Source organism: Photobacterium panuliri (assembly GCF_059920555.1).
Genome location: NZ_CP197192.1, coordinates 760,385 through 783,623 on the forward strand (window position 1 = coordinate 760,385; position 23,239 = coordinate 783,623).

Genomic DNA, 23,239 nt, shown 5'->3' on the forward strand with positions numbered 1-23,239 from the left:
ATAACAGAAACAGGAAGCGTGAAAATTGTAACAGCTTAAGTGAAAGCAGCTCTGCTCATAACACCACTATTGTGCGTTGAGTCTCAAATTGCATCTCATGTTTAATCTGATGCATAAGGAATGTGTTGGAAGGCGAGGAGTGATGGATCGGATTCGAATAGGCGAAAAAGTGATAGCTTAGTTGAAAACGAACTAACAAAGCTTGATAAAACAGGATATTAGCTGTTGAAACTTTGCGGTTGTCTGTCTCAAGGGCAATCTATCCTTGAAATAACAAATTTGGAATAAAAAATGAAATTTTAGAATTTCAGGTCATATCTACGCCCAACTATAGTGCTTCTATAAATATTATTCGGGAGCTTTGGTGTGATGGATTACTTGCCTATATTTGCGGACTTGCGTCGCCGACCTTGCCTTGTTGTTGGCGGCGGTGAGGTTGCCTGGCGTAAAGCTCGTATGCTAATGAAAGCGGGGGCTGATGTGCGGGTTATTGCTCCTTTATTATCCCATGAGTTTCAGACTGCATTCGACAATGGCCAGATGACTTATCTGGGCGCAGAGTTTTCCCCTAAAGACCTTCAGGGGATATTTCTGGCTATCGCGGCAACCGATCAAAAGTCGGTCAATGCATTGGTGTACCAGTCGGCCAATCAGCGTCAGGTATTGGTTAATGTTGTTGATGATACCCAGCGTTGCAGTTTCATTGTTCCTTCCATCGTAGATCGCTCTCCTATTATTGTTGCTATTTCATCTTCAGGTAAGGCGCCTGTATTGGCGCGCTTGCTCCGAGAAAAGATTGAAACGATTCTGCCGCAGCATCTCGGTACGATGGCGAGTGTTGCCGGCCTGTTTCGTCAGCGTCTATCCCAAAAAATTAAGTCTCTTTCAGCTCGTCGCCAATTTTGGGAGCAGGCCTTCAATGGGAGGTTTGCCTCTTTGGTCGCAGCCGGACGTATTGATGATGCCAAACGGCAGCTAGAGCTGCAGACGCAAAACACAAAGGCAGAAGGCGAAGTGGCTTTGGTCGGAGCCGGCCCTGGGGATGCCGGGTTGCTGACGTTGAGAGCATTGCAGCTGATGCAGCAGGCCGATGTGGTTCTTTACGATTATTTGGTGTCGGATGCCGTGATGGAGCTCGTCAGGCGTGATGCCGAACAGGTCTGTGTCGGCAAACGAGCTGGTCATCATAGCGTTCCTCAAGAACAAACCAATCAACTGCTGGTGGATTATGCCCGTCAGGGCAAACGGGTGGTGCGGCTAAAGGGGGGAGACCCTTTTATCTTTGGCCGAGGAGCCGAAGAGCTAGAGGTTCTTGCTGATGCAGGGATCCCGTTTGAAGTGGTCCCCGGTATTACTGCGGCCGCCGGAGCGACCGCTTATGCCGGGATCCCGCTGACTCACCGAGATTATGCTCAGACAGCTATGTTTATCACCGGGCATCTTAAACCGGGGAGCGGGGCGCTGGATTGGAGCGCGCTCGCACGGAGCAAACAGACTCTGGTGATATATATGGGGCTGATGAAGTCTCAGGATATCCAGCAAGAATTGATTCATCATGGCAGAAGACCCGATACCCCCGTGGCGATCATTGAACGGGGAACCCAGTCTGATCAACGTATCTACAAAGGGCAATTGTCTGAATTGGCACAATTGGCTCAGCATGCTGCTTCCCCGTCTTTGATTGTGGTAGGGGAAGTGGTCAACCTTTCAGAAAAACTGCAGTGGTTCAAAAAGCAGGAGCAGCCATTGCTTAACGGTGAAGGGCAACATTCAACTGTGGTGAAGCTGGCATAAATATGGAGAGAGTAATGGACCCGAAACGATTGACCCATCTAAAGCAGCTGGAAGCGGAAAGTATCCATATTATCCGTGAAGTCGCTGCGGAATTTGATAACCCGGTGATGATGTATTCCATCGGCAAAGATTCATCGGTCATGCTGCATCTGGCGCGCAAGGCGTTTTATCCTGGGAAGATCCCATTTCCGTTATTGCATGTCGATACGGGGTGGAAGTTCCGCGACATGATTAGTTTTCGGGATCGCACAGCAGAAAAATATGGCTTCGAGTTGCTGGTACACCAAAACCAAGAAGGATTGGCGATGGGGGTAGGCCCTTTTACCCATGGATCGTCAAAGCATACCGATATCATGAAGACGCAGGCGTTGAAGCAGGCATTGGACAAGTATGGTTTTGATGCGGCGTTTGGTGGTGCGCGGCGTGACGAGGAGAAATCGCGTGCCAAGGAGCGCGTTTATTCTTTTCGCGATCAGAACCATACATGGGACCCGAAAAATCAGCGGCCGGAGCTTTGGAAAACCTACAACGGACAGATCAACAAAGGCGAGAGTATTCGCGTATTTCCGCTTTCAAATTGGACCGAACTGGATATTTGGCAATACATCTATTTGGAAGGGATAGATATCGTGCCCCTATATCTTTCTGCCGTCCGTCCAGTGGTTGATCGTGACGGTATGCTGATCATGGTTGATGACAAGCGGATGGAGCTGCGTCCAGATGAAAACATTGAGCAAAAGAGCGTCCGCTTTAGAACGCTGGGGTGTTATCCGTTGACGGGGGCCATTGAATCAACGGCCGCGACATTGCCTGAAATTATAGAGGAAATGCTGGTGGCGACATCGAGTGAGCGGCAGGGGCGAGCAATCGACCACGATCAGTCGGGATCGATGGAATTGAAGAAGCGTCAGGGATATTTCTAGGGAGAGAAACATGAACAGTGCTATTGAACAGCAGGTGGCAGAGCTTGGTATCGAGGCCTATCTCGATCAGCATCAGAACAAATCTTTGCTGCGCTTTCTGACGTGCGGCTCGGTGGATGATGGCAAGAGTACTTTGATTGGACGCTTGTTGCATGACTCTCAGCAAATTTATGAAGATCAGCTCGCGGCTATCCATGCAGATAGCCAAAAGGTCGGTACTACGGGTGATAAGCCTGACTTGGCGCTGTTGGTTGATGGGCTTCAGGCTGAGCGAGAGCAGGGAATAACTATTGATGTGGCTTATCGGTATTTTTCAACCCAAAAGCGTAAGTTTATTATCGCCGATACACCGGGCCACGAGCAGTATACCCGGAACATGGCTACTGGAGCTTCTACCTGTGATGTCGCCGTCATTTTGATTGATGCGCGCAAAGGAGTGCTGGATCAGACCCGTCGTCATTCGTATATCGCAAGCCTGCTGGGGATTCGCCATTTTATTGTGGCTGTAAACAAGATGGATTTGGTGGATTTTGAGCAGCAGCGATTTGAAGAGATCCGGGATGAATACTTGTCGTTTGCAGAAAAGCTGAATCCATCATTGGATATTCACTTGGTCCCTCTGTCTGCCCTTGAAGGGGACAATGTCGTAGATCTCAGTGATCAGACACCATGGTATCAGGGGGCTTCTTTGTTGGAGCTTCTGGAAACGGTAGAGATTGGTAGTCGCAGGGTATTGGGAGAGTTCAGATTCCCCGTCCAGTATGTCAGTCGTCCCAATTTGGATTTTCGAGGATTTGCCGGGACGGTTGCCGCAGGGAGTATCAAGGTTGGCGATGAAATTAAGGCTCTGCCATCGGGCAAGCTGTCAAAGGTCGAGCGGATTGTGACTTTCGATGGGGACTTGCTAGAAGGCTTTGCCGGACAGGCCGTAATTATCACGTTGGCGGATGAGATTGATATTAGTCGAGGTGATACGTTGGTTGCTGCGCAAAGCCAAGTCCCTCTGAGCCACCATTTATTGGCCGATGTTGTTTGGATGGCCGAATCCCCATTAGAAACGGGCCAGCACTATGATATCAAAATTGCAGGTAAGAAAACGGTAGGTATTGTTGAGGCAATCCGTCATCAAGTAGACATCAATACAATTCAGCACTTCGACACTGAGCAATTGCCGCTTAACGGTATCGGGCTGTGTGAGTTGAGGTTGACGGAGGCCGTTGCGGTTGATGCGTATCACGATTGCCCCGATACGGGAGGCTTTATCGTTATCGATCGCTTGACGAATGTTACTGTGGGGGCCGGGATGATCAGAGAGGCTGTAAATAGCAAGACGCAGAATACATCGGCTACTTTCAGTGCATTTGAAATTGAGCTGAATGCCTTGGTTCGCAAGCATTTCCCACATTGGGATGCGAAAGATATCAGCCTGTAGTAAGGGGCTTTCGAATGGGATGGGAACAAGGGATCGTTCTATCAATGTTGGTTGGGATTGTGTTTTGCCTGCTGGCAACGCGGATCAAACCGGCATACTTGTTTGCGGGAGCGGCATTTATTGGTTTTCAGTGTGGTTTGATTGATCTGGCGGCACTGGCCGGTAACTTCACCAACTCATCATTACTGACCTTGGTATTGCTCATCCTTGTTTCTATTGCCCTGGAAAAAACGCGATTGGTGAGTTGGGTGGGCAAGCAGATATCCCATGGAGGGCAATCCTCTGTGATAGCCAAGCTGGGGTTATCGACGGCGTTTTTGTCATCGTTCACTAACAATACGGCCGTAGTGGTGTCGTTGATTGGTGCTATTAAGCGCAATCAACGGCATGCGCCATCCCGATTGCTGATCCCGTTGTCGTATACCGCTATTTTGGGGGGAACCTTGACCCTCATTGGTACATCGACAAATTTGATCATTAATAGCTTTGTCGAAGATGCCGGGTTGCCGAGTTTGGGCTTCTTTGCTCCGACAGCGATTGGTTTGGCTGTCTTAGTGGTAGGCCTCGCCATTTTAATCCCTCTGAGTTATTTGCTCCCGGTATATGACGATCAGGTGCAGGATGAACTTTCGTATTTTCTCGAGGCCCGTGTAAAGGCGAACTCTGCTCTGGTGGGGAAAACGGTGGCTGAAAATGGACTGCGAGCCTTGAGACGTTTGTTTCTGGCGGAAATTATTCGAGATGGTCAGCAGTTTGCTCCGGTGTGCCCTGATACCCGGATTGAGGCTGGCGACATCCTTTTATTTTGTGGCGATATAGAGAGTGTCGCAACATTACAGGAAATAGAAGGCGTAGAGTTTTTTGGTCAGCATCATATGAACGGTCAATCGATGGTTGAGGCTATCGTAAGCCATTCTGCAGGAATACGGGGAAGCACACTGAAGGACGTCAGGTTTAGGGAGCATTTTGATGCCGTTGTTGTTGCTATCCGTCGTGGTCATGAGAGATTGGCTGGTGGTTTGGGAAATATAGAATTACATGCCGGTGATACGTTGGTGGTTGTGCCAGGGAAAACGTTCTATGAGAAAAAGCAGCAGCTCAATCGTGAGTTTGTTCTGGTTAATGGATTGGATTCCAGTGCGAAGCTTGATAGCAAAAAGAGTTGTTGGGTTTTGTTAGGGTTTGCATCCGTTATTGGGGCTGCATTAATTGGCGTGTTACCGATTATTAAAGGTCTTGCCTTGTATCTTGTCGGTTTGATCGCGTTGGGGGTTATTTCATTTGCCGAGCTTCGGCGGCGCTTTCCCATCGATATCATCGTGATCGTAGGCTCCGCGTTATCGTTGGCCCAATTGATGATCTCAAGTGGTCTGTCTGCACGAATGGGGGCGTTGCTGATCTCAGGGTTTGAATCGGAGGGGATGTATGGTGCATTGATTGCCGTGTATTTACTGACCTTGGTTCTAACGGAATTGGTCACGAATAATGCAGCAGCAGCTCTAGCCTTCCCGATAGCCTATAGTTTGGCTCTAAGCTACGGCGTTGATCCTATGCCTTTTATCATGGCGATATTATTTGGTGCCAGTGCCAGTTTTATATCGCCTTATGGCTATCAGACCAATCTCTTGGTGTATAGCGTTGGCAACTACAAGCTGACCGACTACTTACGAGTTGGATTGCCAATATCGTGCGTCTATTCTGCCGTGGTGTTGGTGTTGATCCCTTATTTGTTTCCCTTTACGTAACTAAATCAAACGGAGTTGATGGTAAGTATCATGGTTGATGTACGGCAAGATGAGAATATTGTTTGGCACCAATATCAGGTTGATAAGAATTTTAGGGCTAATCAAAAACAGCAGCAGCCCTGTGTTTTGTGGTTCACTGGATTGAGTGGTTCGGGTAAGTCGACAATAGCTGGGGCATTGGAGTCGAGGCTGGTGGCGTTGGGGTATCATACTTATCTTCTTGATGGGGATAACGTTCGGCATGGCCTGTGTAAAGATTTGGGGTTTTCATCAGAAGATAGAAGGGAGAATATTCGGCGTATTGGAGAGGTAGCACATTTGATGCTTGATGCAGGGCTTATCGTTTTGGCTGCATTTGTATCTCCGTGTCGAACTGAGCGCTTGCAGGTAAAGGAAAAATTTGGTGCTAACGAATATATTGAAGTATTTGTTGATACGTCGCTGGCTGAGTGTGAAAAGCGCGATCCAAAAGGGCTCTATAAAAAAGCTCGAAATGGTCAACTAAAGGGCCTTACTGGTATTGATTCAGGCTATGAAGTACCGCTGCAGCCTGACATTCATCTTTTGTCTGATGCTTACGCTATAGAAGATATAGTAGAGCAATGTATGACTGTTCTACTTGAGCGGAAGATTATTAATTAATGGTGATATTTTATTTTGGCATATTGATATCTCCTTTCTCCCATAAATTCATCTCGTAATAGTTGGTTTTTAAATGAAAGTATCAGCCCTGATTGATATTAAGGCTGCTTGGTGTGTCTATTTTGTATCTTTTACCGTTTACGTGTCCTTTTTATCAGCAACTGGTGAAAAGTGCCTGTATTTGAGCTTGTGTTCTGTCAGGGTAAGCCTATAATGCGTCTCATACCAACGAGAACGGTTCGATATTGAAGATAAGTTCTTTTGGTTGTGTCGATAAACTTTCTTGAGAAATGCGTTGACACTAAAAGGTGATGTGGGTATTATCCGCAGCCTTGTCGCGATAAACGTCGCGATTGTTCTTTAACAATTTGACCATGCAATCTGTGTGGGCACTCGTGAAAAGATTTAGTCAAAAGATTTAAATCAGTGAACTGAGTGACCAAATCGGTAGCAATACCGGCACAGTCAATTTATCAGTAATCACTGAGCCGTTTCTTCGGAAACACAAAAACTTTAATTGAAGAGTTTGATCATGGCTCAGATTGAACGCTGGCGGCAGGCCTAACACATGCAAGTCGAGCGGTAACATTCCAAAAGCTTGCTTTTGGAGATGACGAGCGGCGGACGGGTGAGTAATGCCTGGGAACATGCCTTGGTGTGGGGGATAACCATTGGAAACGATGGCTAATACCGCATAACGTCTACGGACCAAAGAGGGGGACCTTCGGGCCTCTCGCGCCAAGATTGGCCCAGGTGGGATTAGCTAGTAGGTGGGGTAACGGCTCACCTAGGCGACGATCCCTAGCTGGTCTGAGAGGATGATCAGCCACACTGGAACTGAGACACGGTCCAGACTCCTACGGGAGGCAGCAGTGGGGAATATTGCACAATGGGGGAAACCCTGATGCAGCCATGCCGCGTGTGTGAAGAAGGCCTTCGGGTTGTAAAGCACTTTCAGTAGGGAGGAAGGCAGTGTCGTTAATAGCGGCATTGTTTGACGTTACCTACAGAAGAAGCACCGGCTAACTCCGTGCCAGCAGCCGCGGTAATACGGAGGGTGCGAGCGTTAATCGGAATTACTGGGCGTAAAGCGCATGCAGGCGGCTTGTTAAGCCAGATGTGAAAGCCCGGGGCTCAACCTCGGAATAGCATTTGGAACTGGCAGGCTAGAGTCTTGTAGAGGGGGGTAGAATTTCAGGTGTAGCGGTGAAATGCGTAGAGATCTGAAGGAATACCGGTGGCGAAGGCGGCCCCCTGGACAAAGACTGACGCTCAGATGCGAAAGCGTGGGGAGCAAACAGGATTAGATACCCTGGTAGTCCACGCCGTAAACGATGTCTACTTGGAGGCTGTTCCCTTGAGGAGTGGCTTTCGGAGCTAACGCGTTAAGTAGACCGCCTGGGGAGTACGGTCGCAAGATTAAAACTCAAATGAATTGACGGGGGCCCGCACAAGCGGTGGAGCATGTGGTTTAATTCGATGCAACGCGAAGAACCTTACCTACTCTTGACATCCAGAGAACTTTCCAGAGATGGATTGGTGCCTTCGGGAACTCTGAGACAGGTGCTGCATGGCTGTCGTCAGCTCGTGTTGTGAAATGTTGGGTTAAGTCCCGCAACGAGCGCAACCCCTATCCTTGTTTGCCAGCGCGTAATGGCGGGAACTCCAGGGAGACTGCCGGTGATAAACCGGAGGAAGGTGGGGACGACGTCAAGTCATCATGGCCCTTACGAGTAGGGCTACACACGTGCTACAATGGCGTATACAGAGGGCGGCCAACCAGCGATGGTGAGCGAATCCCACAAAGTACGTCGTAGTCCGGATTGGAGTCTGCAACTCGACTCCATGAAGTCGGAATCGCTAGTAATCGTGGATCAGAATGCCACGGTGAATACGTTCCCGGGCCTTGTACACACCGCCCGTCACACCATGGGAGTGGGCTGCACCAGAAGTAGATAGCTTAACCTTCGGGAGGGCGTTTACCACGGTGTGGTTCATGACTGGGGTGAAGTCGTAACAAGGTAGCCCTAGGGGAACCTGGGGCTGGATCACCTCCTTAACGATATGACTGCGCTTTTGACGCAGTGTCCACACAGATTGCTTGGTGAAATGGTTTTGGAACAGGCAAGAGTGCTAATCAATAACACCCGTTATTGATTAACGCTTTTGCGTTATGCTCTTTAACAATCTGGAAAGCTGACTAGTAAATTCAATCGAACGATTGATTTATAGTTTCTACTCTAACGAGTAGGAACGAGTTCTCAAGCAACACACATTCAAGTGTCTTGTGTAAGAAGTCCGGCAAAACAACGTCTATCACAACTCAGATAGACAACCTTGGTTGTTTGAACATACGAAACCTCTTGGGGTTGTATGGTTAAGTGACTAAGCGTACACGGTGGATGCCTGGGCAGTCAGAGGCGATGAAGGACGTACTAACTTGCGATAAGCCAAGACGAGGCAGTAAGAGCCACTCGAGTCTTGGATTTCCGAATGGGGAAACCCAGCTGCATAAGCAGTTATCTCAATGTGAATACATAGCATTGTGAGGCGAACCGGGGGAACTGAAACATCTAAGTACCCCGAGGAAAAGAAATCAACCGAGATTCCGGCAGTAGCGGCGAGCGAAACCGGATTAGCCCTTAAGTTGAATTGGCACTAGGCGAACACGCTGGAAAGCGTGGCGATACAGGGTGACAGCCCCGTAGCCGACGGTGCCTTTACAGTGAAATCGAGTAGGACGGGACACGTGTTATCCTGTCTGAACATGGGGGGACCATCCTCCAAGGCTAAATACTCCTGACTGACCGATAGTGAACCAGTACCGTGAGGGAAAGGCGAAAAGAACCCCTGTGAGGGGAGTGAAATAGAACCTGAAACCGTGTACGTACAAGCAGTAGGAGCAGGCTTCGTCCTGTGACTGCGTACCTTTTGTATAATGGGTCAGCGACTTAATTTTAGTAGCAAGGTTAACCGTATAGGGGAGCCGTAGGGAAACCGAGTCTTAACTGGGCGTTCAGTTGCTAGGATTAGACCCGAAACCGAGTGATCTAGCCATGGGCAGGTTGAAGGTGAGGTAACACTTACTGGAGGACCGAACCGACTAATGTTGAAAAATTAGCGGATGACTTGTGGCTAGGGGTGAAAGGCCAATCAAACTCGGAGATAGCTGGTTCTCCCCGAAAGCTATTTAGGTAGCGCCTCGGACGAATACTACTGGGGGTAGAGCACTGTTAAGGCTAGGGGGTCATCCCGACTTACCAACCCTTTGCAAACTCCGAATACCAGTAAGTACTATCCGGGAGACACACGGCGGGTGCTAACGTCCGTCGTGGAGAGGGAAACAACCCAGACCGCCAGCTAAGGTCCCAAAGTTATCGCTAAGTGGGAAACGATGTGGGAAGGCTCAGACAGCCAGGATGTTGGCTTAGAAGCAGCCATCATTTAAAGAAAGCGTAATAGCTCACTGGTCGAGTCGGCCTGCGCGGAAGATTTAACGGGGCTAAGCGATACACCGAAGCTGCGGCAATGTGACTTGTTCACATTGGGTAGGGGAGCGTTCTGTAAGCCGCTGAAGGTGTCCTGTAAGGGGCGCTGGAGGTATCAGAAGTGCGAATGCTGACATGAGTAACGACAAAGGGGGTGAAAAACCTCCTCGCCGGAAGACCAAGGGTTCCTGTCCAACGTTAATCGGGGCAGGGTGAGTCGACCCCTAAGGCGAGGCCGAAAGGCGTAGTCGATGGGAAACGGGTTAATATTCCCGTACTTCTTGCTATTGCGATGGGGGGACGGAGAAGGCTAGGTGGGCCTGGCGACGGTTGTCCAGGTTCAAGTATGTAGGCTGATGGTTTAGGCAAATCCGGACCATCTTAAGGCTGAGATACGACGTCGAGCCGCTACGGCGGTGAAGTCATTGATGCCATGCTTCCGGGAAAAGCCTCTAAGCTTCAGATAGCAAGGAATCGTACCCCAAACCGACACAGGTGGTCGGGTAGAGAATACCAAGGCGCTTGAGAGAACTCGGGTGAAGGAACTAGGCAAAATGGTACCGTAACTTCGGGAGAAGGTACGCTTCTGACGGTGAAGTCCCTCGCGGATGGAGCTATCGGAAGTCGCAGATACCAGGTGGCTGCAACTGTTTATTAAAAACACAGCACTGTGCAAAATCGAAAGATGACGTATACGGTGTGACGCCTGCCCGGTGCCGGAAGGTTAATTGATGGGGTTAGCGCAAGCGAAGCTCTTGATCGAAGCCCCGGTAAACGGCGGCCGTAACTATAACGGTCCTAAGGTAGCGAAATTCCTTGTCGGGTAAGTTCCGACCTGCACGAATGGCGTAATGATGGCCACGCTGTCTCCACCCGAGACTCAGTGAAATTGAAATCGCAGTGAAGATGCTGCGTACCCGCGGCTAGACGGAAAGACCCCGTGAACCTTTACTACAGCTTGGCACTGAACATTGACCCTACATGTGTAGGATAGGTGGGAGGCTTCGAAGCAGGTACGCCAGTATCTGTGGAGCCGTCCTTGAAATACCACCCTTGTAGTGTTGATGTTCTAACGTCGCCCCCTTATCGGGGGTACGGACAGTGCCTGGTGGGTAGTTTGACTGGGGCGGTCTCCTCCCAAAGAGTAACGGAGGAGCACGAAGGTGGGCTAATCACGGTCGGACATCGTGAGGTTAGTGCAATGGCATAAGCCCGCTTGACTGCGAGAATGACGGTTCGAGCAGGTGCGAAAGCAGGTCATAGTGATCCGGTGGTTCTGTATGGAAGGGCCATCGCTCAACGGATAAAAGGTACTCCGGGGATAACAGGCTGATACCGCCCAAGAGTTCATATCGACGGCGGTGTTTGGCACCTCGATGTCGGCTCATCACATCCTGGGGCTGAAGTCGGTCCCAAGGGTATGGCTGTTCGCCATTTAAAGTGGTACGCGAGCTGGGTTTAGAACGTCGTGAGACAGTTCGGTCCCTATCTGCCGTGGGCGCTGGATGATTGAGAGGGGCTGCTCCTAGTACGAGAGGACCGGAGTGGACGAACCTCTGGTGTTCGGGTTGTGTCGCCAGACGCATTGCCCGGTAGCTAAGTTCGGAATCGATAACCGCTGAAAGCATCTAAGCGGGAAGCGAGCCTCAAGATGAGTCATCCCTGATACTATAAGTATCCTGAAGGGTTGTTGGAGACTACGACGTAGATAGGCAGGGTGTGTAAGCGCTGTGAGGCGTTGAGCTAACCTGTACTAATTGCCCGTGAGGCTTAACCATACAACACCCAAGGGGTTTTATCGGACTCCATGAGCACTTGAATGGAAGTGCTTGAGATAACTAGTTGGACTTTCCCAGATTGCTATTTGCGGCCGAGAGGCGGCAGATAAACGAATTTGCTTGGCGACCATAGCGTTATGGACCCACCTGATCCCATGCCGAACTCAGCAGTGAAACGTAACAGCGCCGATGGTAGTGTGGGGCCTCCCCATGTGAGAGTAGGACATCGCCAGGCTCAAAATTTAGGAAGCCCGTTGGCTACAACGGGCTTTTCTTTCGCTCCGGCTGGTTGCAATGTGAGCGGAGTCAACAGAAGGTTTTCACTTTCTCGCCAAGTGGCAAAAAAGATGAAAGTTTTGTCTTGACTGGATATCAGAAAAGCGTATTATACGCCACCTGACTTGCTGAAGCGCAACGCGCTAACGCATTGATAGTCAACGTTCTTTAACAATTTGACCATGCAATCTGTGTGGGCACTCGTGAAAAGATTTAGTCAAAAGATTTAAATCAGTGAGCTGAGTGACCATTGATACTTTTAGTATCCACAGTCAATTCTTTTTTGGTTCTGCTTTTTTATAAAAAGTGGAAACAAGAAAATCAGTAATCACTGAGCCGTTTCTTCGGAAACACAAAAACTTTAATTGAAGAGTTTGATCATGGCTCAGATTGAACGCTGGCGGCAGGCCTAACACATGCAAGTCGAGCGGTAACATTCCAAAAGCTTGCTTTTGGAGATGACGAGCGGCGGACGGGTGAGTAATGCCTGGGAACATGCCTTGGTGTGGGGGATAACCATTGGAAACGATGGCTAATACCGCATAACGTCTACGGACCAAAGAGGGGGACCTTCGGGCCTCTCGCGCCAAGATTGGCCCAGGTGGGATTAGCTAGTAGGTGGGGTAACGGCTCACCTAGGCGACGATCCCTAGCTGGTCTGAGAGGATGATCAGCCACACTGGAACTGAGACACGGTCCAGACTCCTACGGGAGGCAGCAGTGGGGAATATTGCACAATGGGGGAAACCCTGATGCAGCCATGCCGCGTGTGTGAAGAAGGCCTTCGGGTTGTAAAGCACTTTCAGTAGGGAGGAAGGCAGTGTCGTTAATAGCGGCATTGTTTGACGTTACCTACAGAAGAAGCACCGGCTAACTCCGTGCCAGCAGCCGCGGTAATACGGAGGGTGCGAGCGTTAATCGGAATTACTGGGCGTAAAGCGCATGCAGGCGGCTTGTTAAGCCAGATGTGAAAGCCCGGGGCTCAACCTCGGAATAGCATTTGGAACTGGCAGGCTAGAGTCTTGTAGAGGGGGGTAGAATTTCAGGTGTAGCGGTGAAATGCGTAGAGATCTGAAGGAATACCGGTGGCGAAGGCGGCCCCCTGGACAAAGACTGACGCTCAGATGCGAAAGCGTGGGGAGCAAACAGGATTAGATACCCTGGTAGTCCACGCCGTAAACGATGTCTACTTGGAGGCTGTTCCCTTGAGGAGTGGCTTTCGGAGCTAACGCGTTAAGTAGACCGCCTGGGGAGTACGGTCGCAAGATTAAAACTCAAATGAATTGACGGGGGCCCGCACAAGCGGTGGAGCATGTGGTTTAATTCGATGCAACGCGAAGAACCTTACCTACTCTTGACATCCAGAGAACTTTCCAGAGATGGATTGGTGCCTTCGGGAACTCTGAGACAGGTGCTGCATGGCTGTCGTCAGCTCGTGTTGTGAAATGTTGGGTTAAGTCCCGCAACGAGCGCAACCCCTATCCTTGTTTGCCAGCACGTAATGGTGGGAACTCCAGGGAGACTGCCGGTGATAAACCGGAGGAAGGTGGGGACGACGTCAAGTCATCATGGCCCTTACGAGTAGGGCTACACACGTGCTACAATGGCGTATACAGAGGGCGGCCAACCAGCGATGGTGAGCGAATCCCACAAAGTACGTCGTAGTCCGGATTGGAGTCTGCAACTCGACTCCATGAAGTCGGAATCGCTAGTAATCGTGGATCAGAATGCCACGGTGAATACGTTCCCGGGCCTTGTACACACCGCCCGTCACACCATGGGAGTGGGCTGCACCAGAAGTAGATAGCTTAACCTTCGGGAGGGCGTTTACCACGGTGTGGTTCATGACTGGGGTGAAGTCGTAACAAGGTAGCCCTAGGGGAACCTGGGGCTGGATCACCTCCTTAACGATATGACTGCGCTTTTGACGCAGTGTCCACACAGATTGCCTGGTTAAAATGTAGAAGAACGTGAAAGACTTGGGTCTGTAGCTCAGGTGGTTAGAGCGCACCCCTGATAAGGGTGAGGTCGGTGGTTCAAGTCCACTCAGACCCACCACTTTCTCTCCCGGAGGAAGTGAGTGAGAAGTCTTTCGAACGTTGGGGTTATAGCTCAGCTGGGAGAGCGCCTGCCTTGCACGCAGGAGGTCTGCGGTTCGATCCCGCATAGCTCCACCACTTTCTAAATGCACTCGCTGAGTGTGGTTAGAAAGTGGATCTTTCAATAGAAACACATGTTCTTTAACAATCTGGAAAGCTGACTAGTAAATTCAATCGAACGATTGATTTATAGTTTCTACTCTAACGAGTAGGAACGAGTTCTCAAGCAACACACATTCAAGTGTCTTGTGTAAGAAGTCCGGCAAAACAACGTCTATCACAACTCAGATAGACAACCTTGGTTGTTTGAACATACGAAACCTCTTGGGGTTGTATGGTTAAGTGACTAAGCGTACACGGTGGATGCCTGGGCAGTCAGAGGCGATGAAGGACGTACTAACTTGCGATAAGCCAAGACGAGGCAGTAAGAGCCACTCGAGTCTTGGATTTCCGAATGGGGAAACCCAGCTGCATAAGCAGTTATCTCAATGTGAATACATAGCATTGTGAGGCGAACCGGGGGAACTGAAACATCTAAGTACCCCGAGGAAAAGAAATCAACCGAGATTCCGGCAGTAGCGGCGAGCGAAACCGGATTAGCCCTTAAGTTGAATTGGCACTAGGCGAACACGCTGGAAAGCGTGGCGATACAGGGTGACAGCCCCGTAGCCGACGGTGCCTTTACAGTGAAATCGAGTAGGACGGGACACGTGTTATCCTGTCTGAACATGGGGGGACCATCCTCCAAGGCTAAATACTCCTGACTGACCGATAGTGAACCAGTACCGTGAGGGAAAGGCGAAAAGAACCCCTGTGAGGGGAGTGAAATAGAACCTGAAACCGTGTACGTACAAGCAGTAGGAGCAGGCTTCGTCCTGTGACTGCGTACCTTTTGTATAATGGGTCAGCGACTTAATTTTAGTAGCAAGGTTAACCGTATAGGGGAGCCGTAGGGAAACCGAGTCTTAACTGGGCGTTCAGTTGCTAGGATTAGACCCGAAACCGAGTGATCTAGCCATGGGCAGGTTGAAGGTGAGGTAACACTTACTGGAGGACCGAACCGACTAATGTTGAAAAATTAGCGGATGACTTGTGGCTAGGGGTGAAAGGCCAATCAAACTCGGAGATAGCTGGTTCTCCCCGAAAGCTATTTAGGTAGCGCCTCGGACGAATACTACTGGGGGTAGAGCACTGTTAAGGCTAGGGGGTCATCCCGACTTACCAACCCTTTGCAAACTCCGAATACCAGTAAGTACTATCCGGGAGACACACGGCGGGTGCTAACGTCCGTCGTGGAGAGGGAAACAACCCAGACCGCCAGCTAAGGTCCCAAAGTTATCGCTAAGTGGGAAACGATGTGGGAAGGCTCAGACAGCCAGGATGTTGGCTTAGAAGCAGCCATCATTTAAAGAAAGCGTAATAGCTCACTGGTCGAGTCGGCCTGCGCGGAAGATTTAACGGGGCTAAGCGATACACCGAAGCTGCGGCAATGCAATTTATTGTATTGGGTAGGGGAGCGTTCTGTAAGCCGCTGAAGGTGTCCTGTAAGGGGCGCTGGAGGTATCAGAAGTGCGAATGCTGACATGAGTAACGACAAAGGGGGTGAAAAACCTCCTCGCCGGAAGACCAAGGGTTCCTGTCCAACGTTAATCGGGGCAGGGTGAGTCGACCCCTAAGGCGAGGCCGAAAGGCGTAGTCGATGGGAAACGGGTTAATATTCCCGTACTTCTTGCTATTGCGATGGGGGGACGGAGAAGGCTAGGTGGGCCTGGCGACGGTTGTCCAGGTTCAAGTATGTAGGCTGATGGTTTAGGCAAATCCGGACCATCTCAAGGCTGAGATACGACGTCGAGGCACTACGGTGCTGAAGTCATTGATGCCATGCTTCCGGGAAAAGCCTCTAAGCTTCAGATAGCAAGGAATCGTACCCCAAACCGACACAGGTGGTCGGGTAGAGAATACCAAGGCGCTTGAGAGAACTCGGGTGAAGGAACTAGGCAAAATGGTACCGTAACTTCGGGAGAAGGTACGCTTCTGACGGTGAAGTCCCTCGCGGATGGAGCTATCGGAAGTCGCAGATACCAGGTGGCTGCAACTGTTTATTAAAAACACAGCACTGTGCAAAATCGAAAGATGACGTATACGGTGTGACGCCTGCCCGGTGCCGGAAGGTTAATTGATGGGGTTAGCGCAAGCGAAGCTCTTGATCGAAGCCCCGGTAAACGGCGGCCGTAACTATAACGGTCCTAAGGTAGCGAAATTCCTTGTCGGGTAAGTTCCGACCTGCACGAATGGCGTAATGATGGCCACGCTGTCTCCACCCGAGACTCAGTGAAATTGAAATCGCAGTGAAGATGCTGCGTACCCGCGGCTAGACGGAAAGACCCCGTGAACCTTTACTACAGCTTGGCACTGAACATTGACCCTACATGTGTAGGATAGGTGGGAGGCTTCGAAGCAGGTACGCCAGTATCTGTGGAGCCGTCCTTGAAATACCACCCTTGTAGTGTTGATGTTCTAACGTCGCCCCCTTATCGGGGGTACGGACAGTGCCTGGTGGGTAGTTTGACTGGGGCGGTCTCCTCCCAAAGAGTAACGGAGGAGCACGAAGGTGGGCTAATCACGGTCGGACATCGTGAGGTTAGTGCAATGGCATAAGCCCGCTTGACTGCGAGAATGACGGTTCGAGCAGGTGCGAAAGCAGGTCATAGTGATCCGGTGGTTCTGTATGGAAGGGCCATCGCTCAACGGATAAAAGGTACTCCGGGGATAACAGGCTGATACCGCCCAAGAGTTCATATCGACGGCGGTGTTTGGCACCTCGATGTCGGCTCATCACATCCTGGGGCTGAAGTCGGTCCCAAGGGTATGGCTGTTCGCCATTTAAAGTGGTACGCGAGCTGGGTTTAGAACGTCGTGAGACAGTTCGGTCCCTATCTGCCGTGGGCGCTGGATGATTGAGAGGGGCTGCTCCTAGTACGAGAGGACCGGAGTGGACGAACCTCTGGTGTTCGGGTTGTGTCGCCAGACGCATTGCCCGGTAGCTAAGTTCGGAATCGATAACCGCTGAAAGCATCTAAGCGGGAAGCGAGCCTCAAGATGAGTCATCCCTGATACTTTAAGTATCCTGAAGGGTTGTTGGAGACTACGACGTAGATAGGCAGGGTGTGTAAGCGCTGTGAGGCGTTGAGCTAACCTGTACTAATTGCCCGTGAGGCTTAACCATACAACACCCAAGGGGTTTTATCGGACTCCACGAGCACTTGAATGCAGTGCTTGAGACACTAGTTAACTTTCCCAGATTGCTATTTACTGCCAAGGCGGTAAATAAACGAATTTGCTTGGCGACCATAGCGTTATGGACCCACCTGATCCCATGCCGAACTCAGCAGTGAAACGTAACAGCGCCGATGGTAGTGTGGGGCCTCCCCATGTGAGAGTAGGACATCGCCAGGCTCAAAATTTAGGAAGCCCGTTGGCTACAACGGGCTTTTCTTTCGCTCCGGCTGGTTGCAATGTGAGCGGAGTCAACAGAAGGTTTTCACTTTCTCGCCAAGTGGCAAAAAAGATGAAAGTTTTGTCTTGACTGGATATCAGAAAAGCGTATTGTACGCCACCTGACTTGCTGAAGCGCAACGCGTTAACGCATTGATAGTCAACGTTCTTTAACAATTTGACCATGCAATCTGTGTGGGCACTCGTGAAAAGATTTAGTCAAAAGATTTAAATCAGTGAACTGAGTGACCAAATCGGTAGCAATACCGGCACAGTCAATTTATCAGTAATCACTGAGCCGTTTCTTCGGAAACACCAAAACTTTAATTGAAGAGTTTGATCATGGCTCAGATTGAACGCTGGCGGCAGGCCTAACACATGCAAGTCGAGCGGTAACATTCCAAAAGCTTGCTTTTGGAGATGACGAGCGGCGGACGGGTGAGTAATGCCTGGGAACATGCCTTGGTGTGGGGGATAACCATTGGAAACGATGGCTAATACCGCATAACGTCTACGGACCAAAGAGGGGGACCTTCGGGCCTCTCGCGCCAAGATTGGCCCAGGTGGGATTAGCTAGTAGGTGGGGTAACGGCTCACCTAGGCGACGATCCCTAGCTGGTCTGAGAGGATGATCAGCCACACTGGAACTGAGACACGGTCCAGACTCCTACGGGAGGCAGCAGTGGGGAATATTGCACAATGGGGGAAACCCTGATGCAGCCATGCCGCGTGTGTGAAGAAGGCCTTCGGGTTGTAAAGCACTTTCAGTAGGGAGGAAGGCAGTGTCGTTAATAGCGGCATTGTTTGACGTTACCTACAGAAGAAGCACCGGCTAACTCCGTGCCAGCAGCCGCGGTAATACGGAGGGTGCGAGCGTTAATCGGAATTACTGGGCGTAAAGCGCATGCAGGCGGCTTGTTAAGCCAGATGTGAAAGCCCGGGGCTCAACCTCGGAATAGCATTTGGAACTGGCAGGCTAGAGTCTTGTAGAGGGGGGTAGAATTTCAGGTGTAGCGGTGAAATGCGTAGAGATCTGAAGGAATACCGGTGGCGAAGGCGGCCCCCTGGACAAAGACTGACGCTCAGATGCGAAAGCGTGGGGAGCAAACAGGATTAGATACCCTGGTAGTCCACGCCGTAAACGATGTCTACTTGGAGGCTGTTCCCTTGAGGAGTGGCTTTCGGAGCTAACGCGTTAAGTAGACCGCCTGGGGAGTACGGTCGCAAGATTAAAACTCAAATGAATTGACGGGGGCCCGCACAAGCGGTGGAGCATGTGGTTTAATTCGATGCAACGCGAAGAACCTTACCTACTCTTGACATCCAGAGAACTTTCCAGAGATGGATTGGTGCCTTCGGGAACTCTGAGACAGGTGCTGCATGGCTGTCGTCAGCTCGTGTTGTGAAATGTTGGGTTAAGTCCCGCAACGAGCGCAACCCCTATCCTTGTTTGCCAGCGCGTAATGGCGGGAACTCCAGGGAGACTGCCGGTGATAAACCGGAGGAAGGTGGGGACGACGTCAAGTCATCATGGCCCTTACGAGTAGGGCTACACACGTGCTACAATGGCGTATACAGAGGGCGGCCAACCAGCGATGGTGAGCGAATCCCACAAAGTACGTCGTAGTCCGGATTGGAGTCTGCAACTCGACTCCATGAAGTCGGAATCGCTAGTAATCGTGGATCAGAATGCCACGGTGAATACGTTCCCGGGCCTTGTACACACCGCCCGTCACACCATGGGAGTGGGCTGCACCAGAAGTAGATAGCTTAACCTTCGGGAGGGCGTTTACCACGGTGTGGTTCATGACTGGGGTGAAGTCGTAACAAGGTAGCCCTAGGGGAACCTGGGGCTGGATCACCTCCTTAACGATATGACTGCGCTTTTGACGCAGTGTCCACACAGATTGCTTGGTGAAATGGTTTTGGAACAGGCAAGAGTGCTAATCAATAACACCCGTTATTGATTAACGCTTTTGCGTTATGCTCTTTAACAATCTGGAAAGCTGACTAGTAAATTCAATCGAACGATTGATTTATAGTTTCTACTCTAACGAGTAGGAACGAGTTCTCAAGCAACACACATTCAAGTGTCTTGTGTAAGAAGTCCGGCAAAACAACGTCTATCACAACTCAGATAGACAACCTTGGTTGTTTGAACATACGAAACCTCTTGGGGTTGTATGGTTAAGTGACTAAGCGTACACGGTGGATGCCTGGGCAGTCAGAGGCGATGAAGGACGTACTAACTTGCGATAAGCCAAGACGAGGCAGTAAGAGCCACTCGAGTCTTGGATTTCCGAATGGGGAAACCCAGCTGCATAAGCAGTTATCTCAATGTGAATACATAGCATTGTGAGGCGAACCGGGGGAACTGAAACATCTAAGTACCCCGAGGAAAAGAAATCAACCGAGATTCCGGCAGTAGCGGCGAGCGAAACCGGATTAGCCCTTAAGTTGAATTGGCACTAGGCGAACACGCTGGAAAGCGTGGCGATACAGGGTGACAGCCCCGTAGCCGACGGTGCCTTTACAGTGAAATCGAGTAGGACGGGACACGTGTTATCCTGTCTGAACATGGGGGGACCATCCTCCAAGGCTAAATACTCCTGACTGACCGATAGTGAACCAGTACCGTGAGGGAAAGGCGAAAAGAACCCCTGTGAGGGGAGTGAAATAGAACCTGAAACCGTGTACGTACAAGCAGTAGGAGCAGGCTTCGTCCTGTGACTGCGTACCTTTTGTATAATGGGTCAGCGACTTAATTTTAGTAGCAAGGTTAACCGTATAGGGGAGCCGTAGGGAAACCGAGTCTTAACTGGGCGTTCAGTTGCTAGGATTAGACCCGAAACCGAGTGATCTAGCCATGGGCAGGTTGAAGGTGAGGTAACACTTACTGGAGGACCGAACCGACTAATGTTGAAAAATTAGCGGATGACTTGTGGCTAGGGGTGAAAGGCCAATCAAACTCGGAGATAGCTGGTTCTCCCCGAAAGCTATTTAGGTAGCGCCTCGGACGAATACTACTGGGGGTAGAGCACTGTTAAGGCTAGGGGGTCATCCCGACTTACCAACCCTTTGCAAACTCCGAATACCAGTAAGTACTATCCGGGAGACACACGGCGGGTGCTAACGTCCGTCGTGGAGAGGGAAACAACCCAGACCGCCAGCTAAGGTCCCAAAGTTATCGCTAAGTGGGAAACGATGTGGGAAGGCTCAGACAGCCAGGATGTTGGCTTAGAAGCAGCCATCATTTAAAGAAAGCGTAATAGCTCACTGGTCGAGTCGGCCTGCGCGGAAGATTTAACGGGGCTAAGCGATACACCGAAGCTGCGGCAATGTGACTTGTTCACATTGGGTAGGGGAGCGTTCTGTAAGCCGCTGAAGGTGTCCTGTAAGGGGCGCTGGAGGTATCAGAAGTGCGAATGCTGACATGAGTAACGACAAAGGGGGTGAAAAACCTCCTCGCCGGAAGACCAAGGGTTCCTGTCCAACGTTAATCGGGGCAGGGTGAGTCGACCCCTAAGGCGAGGCCGAAAGGCGTAGTCGATGGGAAACGGGTTAATATTCCCGTACTTCTTGCTATTGCGATGGGGGGACGGAGAAGGCTAGGTGGGCCTGGCGACGGTTGTCCAGGTTCAAGTATGTAGGCTGATGGTTTAGGCAAATCCGGACCATCTCAAGGCTGAGATACGATGTCGAGGCACTACGGTGCTGAAGTCATTGATGCCATGCTTCCGGGAAAAGCCTCTAAGCTTCAGATAGCAAGGAATCGTACCCCAAACCGACACAGGTGGTCGGGTAGAGAATACCAAGGCGCTTGAGAGAACTCGGGTGAAGGAACTAGGCAAAATGGTACCGTAACTTCGGGAGAAGGTACGCTTCTGACGGTGAAGTCCCTCGCGGATGGAGCTATCGGAAGTCGCAGATACCAGGTGGCTGCAACTGTTTATTAAAAACACAGCACTGTGCAAAATCGAAAGATGACGTATACGGTGTGACGCCTGCCCGGTGCCGGAAGGTTAATTGATGGGGTTAGCGCAAGCGAAGCTCTTGATCGAAGCCCCGGTAAACGGCGGCCGTAACTATAACGGTCCTAAGGTAGCGAAATTCCTTGTCGGGTAAGTTCCGACCTGCACGAATGGCGTAATGATGGCCACGCTGTCTCCACCCGAGACTCAGTGAAATTGAAATCGCAGTGAAGATGCTGCGTACCCGCGGCTAGACGGAAAGACCCCGTGAACCTTTACTACAGCTTGGCACTGAACATTGACCCTACATGTGTAGGATAGGTGGGAGGCTTCGAAGCAGGTACGCCAGTATCTGTGGAGCCGTCCTTGAAATACCACCCTTGTAGTGTTGATGTTCTAACGTCGCCCCCTTATCGGGGGTACGGACAGTGCCTGGTGGGTAGTTTGACTGGGGCGGTCTCCTCCCAAAGAGTAACGGAGGAGCACGAAGGTGGGCTAATCACGGTCGGACATCGTGAGGTTAGTGCAATGGCATAAGCCCGCTTGACTGCGAGAATGACGGTTCGAGCAGGTGCGAAAGCAGGTCATAGTGATCCGGTGGTTCTGTATGGAAGGGCCATCGCTCAACGGATAAAAGGTACTCCGGGGATAACAGGCTGATACCGCCCAAGAGTTCATATCGACGGCGGTGTTTGGCACCTCGATGTCGGCTCATCACATCCTGGGGCTGAAGTCGGTCCCAAGGGTATGGCTGTTCGCCATTTAAAGTGGTACGCGAGCTGGGTTTAGAACGTCGTGAGACAGTTCGGTCCCTATCTGCCGTGGGCGCTGGATGATTGAGAGGGGCTGCTCCTAGTACGAGAGGACCGGAGTGGACGAACCTCTGGTGTTCGGGTTGTGTCGCCAGACGCATTGCCCGGTAGCTAAGTTCGGAATCGATAACCGCTGAAAGCATCTAAGCGGGAAGCGAGCCTCAAGATGAGTCATCCCTGATACTACAAGTATCCTGAAGGGTTGTTGGAGACTACGACGTAGATAGGCAGGGTGTGTAAGCGCTGTGAGGCGTTGAGCTAACCTGTACTAATTGCCCGTGAGGCTTAACCATACAACACCCAAGGGGTTTTATCGGACTCCACGAGCACTTGAATGGAAGTGCTTGAGACACTAGTTAACTTTCCCAGATTGCTATTTACTGCCGAGGCGGTAAATAAACGAATTTGCTTGGCGACCATAGCGTTATGGACCCACCTGATCCCATGCCGAACTCAGCAGTGAAACGTAACAGCGCCGATGGTAGTGTGGGGCCTCCCCATGTGAGAGTAGGACATCGCCAGGCTTCAAATTTGCACTTGCTTGAGATTCAAGCAAGTCACCATAGAATTTTGAGGTGACTCAGAGTTTTATGTTGACTTTCAAAGTGTGTGGCGTATTATACGCACCTCGCTTGAGCGCCTCGGCGCGGAAAGCCAATGTTCTTTAACAATTTGACCATGCAATCTGTGTGGGCACTCGTGAAAAGATTTAGTCAAAAGATTTAAATCAGTGAACTGAGTGACCAAATCGGTAGCAATACCGGCACAGTCAATTTATCAGTAA

The 23,239-nt window shown here is 50.6% G+C and carries 5 protein-coding genes, 2 tRNA genes and 9 rRNA genes; all 16 read left to right on the forward strand.

Annotation, left to right across the window (positions count from 1 at the left end; all coding sequences use genetic code 11):
• The first annotated feature begins 369 nt into the window (after window positions 1–369).
• The 16 genes from cysG (at window position 370) to rrf (ACSF8X_RS03920) (ending at window position 22,979) form a co-directional block, all read left to right on the forward strand.
• Window positions 370–1,794: a siroheme synthase CysG gene (gene cysG, locus ACSF8X_RS03845; protein WP_500851137.1), complete on the forward strand. Its 1,425-nt coding sequence runs from the start codon at window positions 370–372 to the stop codon at window positions 1,792–1,794.
• Window positions 1,795–1,808: 14 nt separating this feature from the next.
• Window positions 1,809–2,717, forward strand: a complete 909-nt coding sequence (gene cysD / locus ACSF8X_RS03850) for a sulfate adenylyltransferase subunit CysD (protein ID WP_500850736.1) — start codon at window positions 1,809–1,811, stop codon at window positions 2,715–2,717.
• Window positions 2,718–2,727: 10 nt separating this feature from the next.
• A complete protein-coding gene (gene cysN / locus ACSF8X_RS03855) occupies window positions 2,728–4,149 on the forward strand; it encodes a sulfate adenylyltransferase subunit CysN (protein ID WP_500850737.1) in 1,422 nt (473 codons plus the stop codon).
• A 14-nt stretch (window positions 4,150–4,163) separates the two neighbouring features.
• Window positions 4,164–5,894, forward strand: a complete 1,731-nt coding sequence (locus ACSF8X_RS03860; RefSeq protein ID WP_500850738.1) for an SLC13 family permease — start codon at window positions 4,164–4,166, stop codon at window positions 5,892–5,894.
• A 30-nt stretch (window positions 5,895–5,924) separates the two neighbouring features.
• A complete protein-coding gene (gene cysC / locus ACSF8X_RS03865; RefSeq protein ID WP_500850739.1) occupies window positions 5,925–6,536 on the forward strand; it encodes an adenylyl-sulfate kinase in 612 nt (203 codons plus the stop codon).
• A gap of 514 nt (window positions 6,537–7,050) precedes the next feature.
• A 16S ribosomal RNA gene (locus tag ACSF8X_RS03870) occupies window positions 7,051–8,595 on the forward strand.
• A gap of 316 nt (window positions 8,596–8,911) precedes the next feature.
• Window positions 8,912–11,802: ribosomal RNA gene (locus tag ACSF8X_RS03875) — 23S ribosomal RNA — on the forward strand.
• Window positions 11,803–11,921: 119 nt separating this feature from the next.
• Window positions 11,922–12,037 (forward strand): 5S ribosomal RNA (gene rrf / locus ACSF8X_RS03880).
• A 403-nt stretch (window positions 12,038–12,440) separates the two neighbouring features.
• Window positions 12,441–13,985 (forward strand): 16S ribosomal RNA (locus tag ACSF8X_RS03885).
• Between the two features lie 74 nt (window positions 13,986–14,059).
• Window positions 14,060–14,136, forward strand: a tRNA-Ile gene (locus ACSF8X_RS03890).
• 43 nt (window positions 14,137–14,179) lie between these two features.
• Window positions 14,180–14,255: transfer RNA gene (locus ACSF8X_RS03895), tRNA-Ala, on the forward strand.
• 258 nt (window positions 14,256–14,513) lie between these two features.
• A 23S ribosomal RNA gene (locus ACSF8X_RS03900) occupies window positions 14,514–17,403 on the forward strand.
• 114 nt (window positions 17,404–17,517) lie between these two features.
• Window positions 17,518–17,633 (forward strand): 5S ribosomal RNA (gene rrf / locus ACSF8X_RS03905).
• 363 nt (window positions 17,634–17,996) lie between these two features.
• Window positions 17,997–19,541: ribosomal RNA gene (locus ACSF8X_RS03910) — 16S ribosomal RNA — on the forward strand.
• Window positions 19,542–19,857: 316 nt separating this feature from the next.
• Window positions 19,858–22,748: ribosomal RNA gene (locus ACSF8X_RS03915) — 23S ribosomal RNA — on the forward strand.
• 115 nt (window positions 22,749–22,863) lie between these two features.
• A 5S ribosomal RNA gene (gene rrf / locus ACSF8X_RS03920) occupies window positions 22,864–22,979 on the forward strand.
• The 16S, 23S and 5S rRNA genes sit together here with 2 tRNA genes alongside, the layout of an rRNA operon.
• The last annotated feature ends 260 nt before the right edge of the window (window positions 22,980–23,239 follow it).